Source organism: Nonomuraea sp. NPDC001684 (genome assembly GCF_053596515.1).
The window spans coordinates 1-7,056 of sequence record NZ_JBSFGJ010000465.1 but is presented as its reverse complement, the minus strand read 5'-3'; the positions used below and the strand labels follow the sequence as shown (position 1 = coordinate 7,056).

The window sequence follows — 7,056 nt, the reverse complement described above, 5'->3', positions numbered from 1 at the left end:
CGGTGAGAAGGGTGTTGAGGTCGTTCGTCACACATCGATCCTCGACACCCTTCGTCGTGCCTGCACTCCGAACGACTTAGGACTTACTCGTCTAGGGCGACATACGAAGTGATTCGTCCCATGACCGGATAGTTTGCCAAGGACCTTTGTCCCTACGCGACCGTAACCCCCGGCTACCACCCGTCCCGCCCGATCTGTTACTGGTTAGGACATGAGACGCGTGCGGCTGCGGCGGGACATCCCCGTCCCGATGCCCGACGGTGTGACGCTGCTGGCCGACCACTACGCCCCGGCTCATGGGCGGCCGGGCCCGGCGGTGCTGATCCGTTCGCCGTACGGCCGGCGCGGCCTGTTCGGCTGGATGTACGGCCGCGGCTTCGCCAGGAACGGCTTCCACGTGCTGATCCAGAGCTGCCGGGGCGGCTTCGGCTCCGGCGGCAGCCTCGACCCGCTCGGCGACGAGCGCGACGACGGCCTGGCCACCATCGCCTGGCTGCGCGAACAGCCCTGGTACGGCGGCTCGTTCGCCATGTTCGGCCCCTCCTACCTCGGCTACGCCCAGTGGGCCGTCGCCGCCGAGGCCGGGCCCGAGCTCAAGGCCATGGCCACGCAGATCACCGCCTCCCAGTTCAGGGACGCCGCCTACGTGGGCGGCGCGTTCGCGCTGGAGTCGACGCTGAGCTGGACCACGCTGACCGACACCATGACGCGCCGCTTCGTCGGCGGGGCCGCGATGCTGACCGCCCCCAGGGTGACCCGCCGGGCCGTGTTGTCGGGGCGGCCGGTGGCCGAGCTGGACGTGGCCTCGGCGGGCCGGCCGCTGCGGTTCTTCCGCGACCTGCTGGCCCACCACGCCGACCCGGCCGTGCCGTACTGGCACAAGCGCGACTTCTCGCTCAAGGTCGGCGAGGTGGAGGCGGCGGTCACCATGCTCGGCGGCTGGTACGACGTCTTCCTGCCCTGGCAGCTCAAGGACTACGCGGCGATGCGGGCGGCCGGGCGGCGGCCGTACCTGACGATCGGGCCCTGGTACCACGTCGACTCCCGGCACGGGCGGCCCTCGAAGACCGAGGCGCTGGCCTGGTTCCGCGCCCACCTCATGGACGACCCGTCCGGCCTGCGGACGGACCCGGTGCGGCTGTACGTCACCGGGGCCGGCGAGTGGCGCGACTACCCCGACTGGCCGGTGCCGGGCGTGCGGGAGCAGCGCTGGCACCTGCGGCCGGGCGGCGGGCTGGACCCGCGCGAGCCCGAGGAGGCCGGGTCCGACCGGTTCCGCTACCACCCCGCCCATCCGACGCCGGCGATCGGCGGCCCCGTGCTGCTGGCCGACTCCAGGCCGCGTGACCAGCGGCGCCTGGAGGCCCGGCGCGACGTGCTGGTCTACAGCTCCGCGGCGTTGGAGGCCGACGTGGAGATGATCGGCCCGGTGCACGCCGACGTCTACGTCCGGTCCAGCACGCCGTACGTGGACGTCGTGGTCCGGGTCTGCGACGTGCACCCCGACGGGCGCTCGCTCAACCTGTGCGAGGGGGTGCGCCGGCTGGGCCCGCACACCGCCGATGACGGGAACGATGACGGGAACGGTGACGGGAACGGTGACGGGAACGGTGACGGTGTGCGCCGGGTACGGGTGGAGTTGTGGCCGATCGGCCACCGGTTCCGCCGCGACCACCGGATCCGGGTGCACGTGGCGGCCGGCGCGTACCCGACGATCGCCCGCAACCCGGGCACCGGCGAGCCGGTGGGCGCGCCCGGCGGCCCGATGGTGCCGGCCGACGTCGAGGTGTTCCACTCCCCCGCCCGCCCCTCGGCCGTGGTGCTGCCGCTGTGCGCGCCGCGCGGCTGATGTCGCTGGTCCTGCTGTTGCAGGCCAGGGGCGGGATGACGGCGGCCGAGCTGGCCAGGGAGCTGGAGGTCTCCGAGCGCACGGTGCACCGCGACGTGCTCGCGCTGTCGGAGGCCGGCGTGCCGGTCTACGCCGACCGCGGGCGCGGCGGCGGCTACCGGCTGCTGGACGGCTACCGCACCCGGCTGACCGGGCTGGACCGGGCCGAGGCCGAGGCGCTGTTCCTGTCGGGGGTGCCCGCGGCGCTGCGCGAGATGGGGTTGCAGGAGGTGGCCGCGACGGCCCGGCTCAAGGCCGCCGCGGCGCTGTCGCCCTCGCTGCGCGACGCGCCCGCCACGGCCGCGCAGCGTTTCCACCTGGACGCGCCCGGCTGGTACGCCGCCGACACGCCGCCGCCTCCGGCGCTGGCCCCGCTGGCCAGGGCCGTGTGGAACGACCTGCCGGTCACGGTGGTCTACAAGGAGCGCACGCGGGAGCTGGAGCCGTACGGGCTGGTGCTGAAGGCGGGCGCCTGGTACCTGGTGGCCCGCCTGCGCGAACGGTTCCTGATCTTCCGGGTGGACCGCATGGGGGATGTCCGCGCGCGCGAGCCGCGTTTCGAGCGGGACGCGGACTTCGACCTGGCCGCGTTCTGGGCCGGGCAGGCCGCCGAGTTCAGCCGCTCCCTGCTCAGGGACGTGATCACGTTGCGGCTGACCCCGGCCGGCCGGCGCATGCTGCGGTACGTCGCCGACCCGGCCGCCCTGGACGACGCGCTGGCCTCGCTCCAGCCGGACGGGACCGTGCGGCTGGCCGTGGAGTCGACGCGGGTGGCCTTCACCCAGGTGCTGCGGTTCGGCCCGGAGGCCGAGGTGCTGGCGCCGGAGGAGCTGCGCGCCCAGGTCGCCGACGCCGCCGCCCGCATGGCCGAGCTCTACCGGCGCTAGAGGACGCCCGCCTGGCCGGGCTCCACCACGGGGGTCAGCGGTAGTCCTCCCAGCCGCCGTCGCCGCCCTTCTCCATGACCTCGGCGATGTAGCGCCACACCTGCGGCCGGCTGCCGTCCACGTCGGTGACGCCGTACGCCTCGGCCAGCTCGCCGCTGGTCACCGAGGACCCCGACCACCTGCGCCGGTCGGGGTCCTGGGCGAGGGCGGCCACGCCGCGACCGGCGTAGGCGGGGGTCTCGGAGACCATCCACGCGCTGTCCGCCTTCGCCTCGCGCCAGTTCTCCTCGGTGACGCCGAAGCCGTCCAGCATCGCCTCCGAGCGCAGGAACCCGGGCGTGACGGCCACCGCCGTCCCGCCGTACGGGCGCAGCTCGTGGGACCAGGCGAAGGCCAGCCGGTTGACCGACAGCTTGGCCAGGTCGAAGTAGACGTTCTCGCGGTAGCGGGTCCGGTGGAACTCCCAGGTGCCGTCGGTGACCTCCACGACCAGGCCGCCCTCGTGCCGGATCAGCAGCGGCAGCAGGTGGCGGGCGCTGATGAGGTGGGTGTCGACGGCCAGCCTGAGCAGGCGCAGCCCGTCGTCCAGGTCCTGCTCCCAGACGGGGGTCTCCCACTTCCACAGGTGGTCGCCGCCCCACACGTCGTTGACCAGCACGTCCAGGCGGCCCTGTTCCCGTTCGACGCGGGCGGCCAGCCCGGCCACCGCCGCCGGGTCCAGGAAGTCGACGGGGACCGCGACGCCCGTCCCGCCCGCCGCGCTCACCAGCTCGGCGGTCTCCTCGATCGTCTCCGGACGGTTCATCTCCGAACGGCGCTCGCGCGTGCTCCGTCCGGTGCAGTAGACCGTCGCTCCGGCCGCCCCCAGGGCGACCGCCATTCCTCGTCCCGTTCCGCGGGTCGCGCCCGCCACCACAACAATCACGGGCACGATCGTGGCCCGAATAGCCGCCACCTCCTGTCATGTTTTCCGCAGGAACGCTGTGATAAGTAGTTGATTACCATGAACAGCGAATTCGAGCTCCGCGGGGTCAACCACATCGCGCTGGTCTGCTCGGACATGAAGCAGACCGTCGACTTCTACTCCGGCGTGCTGGGCATGCCGCTGATCAAGACGATCGAGCTGCCCCTGGGCTGGGGCCAGCACTTCTTCTTCGACTGCGGCGGCGGCAACGCGCTGGCCTTCTTCTGGTTCCCCGACGCGCCCGAGGGCGTGCCGGGGGTCTCGGCGCCGAAGAACCTGCCGGACCGGGGCGAGCTGCTGTCGGCGGTCGGCTCGATGAACCACATCGCCTTCGACGTGCCGCCCGAGCGCATCGAGGAGTACCGCGACCGGCTGGTGGCCAAGGGCATCGACGTGGGCGTGCTGCTCAACCACGACGACAGCGAGTTCGGCGTGGCGCCCGCGATGCACGAGGGCGTCTTCGTCCGGTCCATCTACTTCAAGGACCCCGACGGGATCCTGGTGGAGTTCGCCGCCTGGACGCGGCCGGTCGGGCAGCCGGGCGACGTCCGGCACGAGCCCAAGACGGCCGCCGACCGGACCGTCTGATGCCGCGGCTGCGGCGGGTGCCGCCCGAGGAGGTGACCGACCCCGTCGTCCGGTTCTTCCACGACCGGCTGCTGTCCCCCGACGGCACGGGGACCGCGACCGGCTCGCCGGGCGACTGGTGGACGGTCTTCGCCCTCGACCCCAAGATCTTCCGCCACTGCGTCAAGGGCTTCCAGATCTACCGGGAGTCACGGCTGGACCCGGTGCTGCGCGAGCTGGGGCAGACCAGGGCGGGCTGGGCGCGGCAGAGCCAGTTCGTCTACTCCCAGCACTGCAAGCAGCTCAGGGCGCTCGGCGTGCCCGAGGAGAAGGTGCGGGCGGTGGCCTCCTGGCAGGTCAGCGACCGGTTCGGCGAGCTGGAGCGGGCGGTGCTGGCCTACACCGACGGCCTGGTGCTCGACGGCGGCCGGGTGCACGACGAGGTGTTCGCCGTGCTGCGCGCCCACCTGCCCGACGAGCAGATCCTGGAGCTGACCTACATCGTCTGCCTGTACGAGATGCACGCCACCATGGCGCGGGCGCTGCGGCTGGAGTTCGACGACCGCCCCGACCCGATCACCGAGGTACCCGCCCCCGAGGGGTACGGGACGCGCGACATCGCCGACGAAGTGACCGTTCGTCGCGAGTAGCCGACCATTCGCCGATCGCCCGGTTCCGCGCGGCGCGCGAGCGACTTAACGTGCCGTTGGCGAGGGGTGGCTTTGGTCTCACATATTGAGATTTCATCTCGACATTTAGGCCAAACCGTAATGTTCCGGACATTGGGTTTAATACCACCGGAAAGCTAATCTCCCTCCATTGACGACGTTGTCAGGAGCCGGTCAACACGCCGCTCCTGATCCCCCAATCGGAGGGCCGATGACTACCGGGGAATCCGGGCAGCCGCCGCGTACCGACCGCAGCCCGTGGAACTGGCTGCTGGTCGTGCCGATCGTGCTGCCGCTGCTGACGTTCCTGTTCAACTCCGACGAGCCGCGCCTGCTCGGCTTCCCGCTGTTCTACTGGCTGCAGCTCGCCTTCATCGTGGTCGGCGTCGGCTGCACCACGATCGTCTACAGGATGACCAAATGAGCGGGCACGTGACCGAGCTGGTCGTCTTCGGGCTGCTGTTCATCCTGGTCAGCGGCATGGGCTTCGTGGCGGCCCGCTGGCGGCGGCCCACCGACCTGGCCAGCCTCAACGAGTGGGGCCTCGGCGGCCGCAGCTTCGGCTCCTGGGTCACCTGGTTCCTGGTCGGCGGCGACCTCTACACCGCCTACACGTTCGTGGCCGTGCCCGCGCTGGTGTTCAGCTCCGGCGCGCTCGGCTTCTACGCGCTGCCCTACACCGTGGTGGTCTACCCGCTGGTGTTCCTGGTGCTGGCGCGGATGTGGTCGGTCTCGCACGTGCACGGGTTCGTCACGCCCGCCGACTTCGTCCGGGCCCGGTTCGGGTCGCCGACGCTGGCGCTGCTGATCGCCATCACCGGGCTGGTGGCCACGATGCCGTACATCGCGCTGCAGCTCGTCGGCATCGAGGCGGTGCTGAAGTCGATGGGCATCACCGGGCACCTGCCGATCATCATCGCCTTCGCGATCCTGGCGGCCTACACCTACCAGTCCGGCCTGCGCGCGCCCGCGCTGATCGCCTTCGTCAAGGACGCGCTGATCTACATCGTGATCCTGGCCGCGGTCATCTACATCCCGGCCAAGCTGGGCGGCTGGGGCAACATCTTCGACATGGCGCAGGCCAAGTTCGACAAGACCCCCGCGCCGGGCGACGGCATCCTGCTCAACGGCGCCAACCAGCTCCAGTACGTCACGCTGGCCTTCGGCTCGGCCCTGGCGCTGTTCCTCTACCCGCACAGCCTCACCGGCGTGCTGGCCTCCAAGAACCGCAACGTCATCAAGCGCAACATGTCGGCGCTGCCCGCCTACAGCTTCGTGCTCGGCCTGATCGCGCTGCTGGGCTTCATGGCCATCGCGGCCGGCACCAAGCCGGTCGGCGGCGACCCGAACACGATCGTGCCGAACCTGTTCGACCAGCTCTTCCCCGACTGGTTCGCCGGCGTGGCGTTCGCGGCCATCGGCATCGGCGCGCTGGTGCCGGCGGCGATCATGTCGATCGCGGCGGCGAACCTGTTCACCCGCAACATCTACCGCGAGTACATCAACAAGCAGGCCACCGACGCCCAGGAGGCCAACGTCTCCAAGGTCGTCTCGCTGGTGGTCAAGGTCGGCGCGGTGCTGTGCATCCTGCTGCTCGACCCGCAGTTCTCGATCGACCTGCAGCTCATCGGCGGCGTGATCATCCTGCAGACGCTGCCGTCCGTCGCGCTCGGCCTGTACACCCGCTGGTTCCACAAGGGCGGCCTGATGGCCGGCTGGGCCGCAGGCCTGGCGGCGGGCATGTGGATGCTCTACCTCATCCCCAACCCGGCCAAGGGCAAGGAGCACTTCGGCGGCTCGGCCTTCAGCCTGTCGAACCTGGGCCTGGACACCAAGATGACCATCTACGCGGGCTTCCTCGCGCTGATCGTCAACCTGGTCGTGGCCGCGGTCGCCACGCTGATCTTCCGGGCGGCCAAGGTGGCCGACGGCGCGGACGCCACCCGGCGCGGCGACTACTTCGCCGACGAGGGCGACCCGGACGTCAAGGACCTGGACCTGGCCGGCTCCCACTGACGCTCACGGCCGCGGGGGGGTGGGGGGGGGGGGCCCCCCCCCCCCCGGCCCGGCGGCCCGGACCCG

At 71.4% G+C, this 7,056-nt stretch carries 7 protein-coding genes; 6 read left to right on the top strand and 1 reads right to left on the bottom strand.

Translation table 11 applies throughout. From position 1 onward, the window contains the following. The first annotated feature begins 211 nt into the window (after positions 1 to 211). A complete protein-coding gene (locus ACWCSD_RS43955; protein WP_449924180.1) occupies positions 212 to 1,849 on the top strand; it encodes a CocE/NonD family hydrolase in 1,638 nt (545 codons plus the stop codon). Then, complete coding sequence (locus ACWCSD_RS43950) at positions 1,831 to 2,775, top strand: helix-turn-helix transcriptional regulator (protein WP_352350891.1); 945 nt, start codon at positions 1,831 to 1,833, stop codon at positions 2,773 to 2,775. The genes ACWCSD_RS43955 and ACWCSD_RS43950 overlap by 19 nt, the downstream gene beginning before the upstream one ends. A 34-nt stretch (positions 2,776 to 2,809) precedes the next feature. Here the strand turns inward: ACWCSD_RS43950 and ACWCSD_RS43945 are convergent, their stop codons facing one another. Further along, positions 2,810 to 3,700 carry an SDR family oxidoreductase gene (locus ACWCSD_RS43945; RefSeq protein WP_449924176.1) on the bottom strand — a complete coding sequence of 297 codons (891 nt, stop codon included), beginning with the start codon at positions 3,698 to 3,700 and terminating at the stop codon, positions 2,810 to 2,812. A 78-nt stretch (positions 3,701 to 3,778) separates the two neighbouring features. Between ACWCSD_RS43945 and ACWCSD_RS43940 the strand changes: the two genes are divergently transcribed. The 4 genes from ACWCSD_RS43940 to mctP all read left to right on the top strand — a co-directional run bounded on the left by ACWCSD_RS43940 (position 3,779) and on the right by mctP (position 6,990). Next, positions 3,779 to 4,327 (top strand): VOC family protein, encoded by a 549-nt coding sequence (locus ACWCSD_RS43940; protein WP_397156548.1) that lies wholly within the window; start codon positions 3,779 to 3,781, stop codon positions 4,325 to 4,327. Beyond that, entirely contained in the window at positions 4,327 to 4,956 is a 630-nt protein-coding gene (locus tag ACWCSD_RS43935; RefSeq protein WP_387675525.1) for a carboxymuconolactone decarboxylase family protein, read from the top strand. Before ACWCSD_RS43940 ends, ACWCSD_RS43935 begins: the two co-directional genes overlap by 1 nt. A gap of 229 nt (positions 4,957 to 5,185) precedes the next feature. After that, a complete protein-coding gene (locus ACWCSD_RS43930) occupies positions 5,186 to 5,398 on the top strand; it encodes a DUF3311 domain-containing protein (protein ID WP_352329975.1) in 213 nt (70 codons plus the stop codon). Continuing rightward, positions 5,395 to 6,990, top strand: a complete 1,596-nt coding sequence (mctP, locus tag ACWCSD_RS43925; RefSeq protein WP_387675528.1) for a monocarboxylate uptake permease MctP — start codon at positions 5,395 to 5,397, stop codon at positions 6,988 to 6,990. Before ACWCSD_RS43930 ends, mctP begins: the two co-directional genes overlap by 4 nt. The last annotated feature ends 66 nt before the right edge of the window (positions 6,991 to 7,056 follow it).